We start from the raw sequence: 970 nt of genomic DNA, 5'->3' as shown, positions 1-970 counted from the left end.
CTTGATACACCGTGCTGATAAACTTTGGAACGGTCATGTCTTGCGCACTGGCAATTTCTTCAAGAATCGTCCAAAAACTCGACTCTAATTTTACGCTGGTGGCATGGCCGTCAATGCGGATGGAACGAGTGATAAACTGATAATTATCCTGTGGTTGTTTAGCAAATATTTCGCACATGGTATTCGTAGATATGATTTAAGACGTGCAAATATTGAGTATTGTTGCTTAAAACGTCAACTGTTTTTGCGGATAAAAAAACGCTCTCGTGAGAGAGCGTTGGAACATCACAAGACGTGAAGTAAGTGCAAGATGATTATTTGATTTGTTGCTTTAGGAACTCACCAAGCTCGGAGTGGTGCATGATTTTTGAAACTGGAAGAATGGTTTCTGCAGGCCCCCAAGCGAACACGTTCACTGGTGTATGAGTGTGCGTGCCTGTTCCCCATACCGTGTTTTGTTTGGTCGCTTGTTCGCGAGCGAGCAAGTTACCGCGGTCGTTGTATGGGAAGAACGCATCAAAGTCGTTAATTGTTGGTACCGTTTCTACTTCTAGGTACGAGTGGCCAGCAACTCGGTATGGGTTTGGTTTGCTTGCTAGTACATGAGCGGCTTGCTCAGGTGTGATAGAAAAATCGCTGTTGGCATTCACCACTTCAGCTAGCTTTTCTGGTGTTTGCTGTGCTTTATCTAGCGCTTCAAACTCGCTGATCATGCCGTAGTAGCTTTTCTTCTGGTTGTATAAACCATCTAGGATTTCAAACTTACCGAAGTTGAAGTTTGGCGCGTAATCGCGTTTTTCAAAGGCTTCACCTTTGCGTTTTTCTGGTTTAGGTAGATTTGCTGATGAGTAGCTAAAGCCAAAAGAACCTGTTTCGTGGTCTGCGGTAACAATGATCAGTGTGTCGTCACGACCTTTCGCCCACTCGTAAACAGAGTTCACCGCTTCGTCGAACTTAATCAACTCATGTA

2 protein-coding genes are annotated in these 970 nt (G+C 44.3%); both read right to left on the bottom strand.

Going from position 1 to position 970, the window contains the following annotated elements; translation table 11 throughout:
* On the bottom strand, positions 1-178 hold a 178-nt coding region (locus R7Z77_RS24295), incomplete at its 3' end, for a ribbon-helix-helix domain-containing protein (RefSeq protein WP_318136921.1).
* A gap of 136 nt (positions 179-314) precedes the next feature.
* Positions 315-970 (bottom strand): alkaline phosphatase (locus R7Z77_RS24290; RefSeq protein ID WP_318136920.1); only part of this gene is annotated, 656 nt, incomplete at its 5' end.

Source organism: Vibrio sp. 1401 (assembly GCF_033340295.1).
Note: the sequence above shows the minus strand (reverse complement) of the source record. Positions and strands in the feature narration are given on the sequence as shown.